The organism is Burkholderia territorii, assembly GCF_902833055.1.
Taxonomy (GTDB): Bacteria; Pseudomonadota; Gammaproteobacteria; order Burkholderiales; family Burkholderiaceae; genus Burkholderia; species Burkholderia territorii.
In genome coordinates this window covers 1-425 of sequence record NZ_CADFEJ010000172.1, presented here as the reverse complement: position 1 = coordinate 425, position 425 = coordinate 1, and the positions used below count along the sequence as shown (strand labels likewise).

The window sequence follows — 425 nt, the reverse complement described above, 5'->3', positions numbered from 1 at the left end:
GCGCCACCGCGATCGCCGAGACGCGCCATCACACCGGCCTGTTCCTGGCCGCCACGCGCGAGAAGCCGATGCGCCAGCAGATGCGGCTCTATACCGTGGCCGCGCAGGGCGAGGTGGCCGACATCCGCGCCTGGCCCGAGCGCGACCCGGCCCAGCTCGACGCGCTCGACTATTCGGCGGGGCAGGCCTTCGGGCGCATGGTGCGCGGCGCCGGTTTCGCGGGCCTGGCCTATCCCTCGGTGCGCGATCGCGGCGGCGAGTGCCTGGCCGCGTTCCGCACCACCTTGCTGCGCGACTGCCATCACGCCGCCTACCTCGAATACAACTGGAACGGCTCGGCCGTCGACGTGGTGTTCGAGCTGAACCAGGTCGGCTGAGGCCGGCCGCCTATTCCCGCGTTCCCCGGAGATACCGATGTCGAGTCT

1 protein-coding gene is annotated in these 425 nt (G+C 71.3%); it reads left to right on the top strand.

All coding sequences use genetic code 11. The annotated features are described in order from the left end of the window. On the top strand, positions 1 to 377 hold a 377-nt coding region (locus tag HW466_RS31580; RefSeq protein ID WP_176316194.1), incomplete at its 5' end, for an RES family NAD+ phosphorylase. Positions 378 to 425 lie beyond the last annotated feature (48 nt).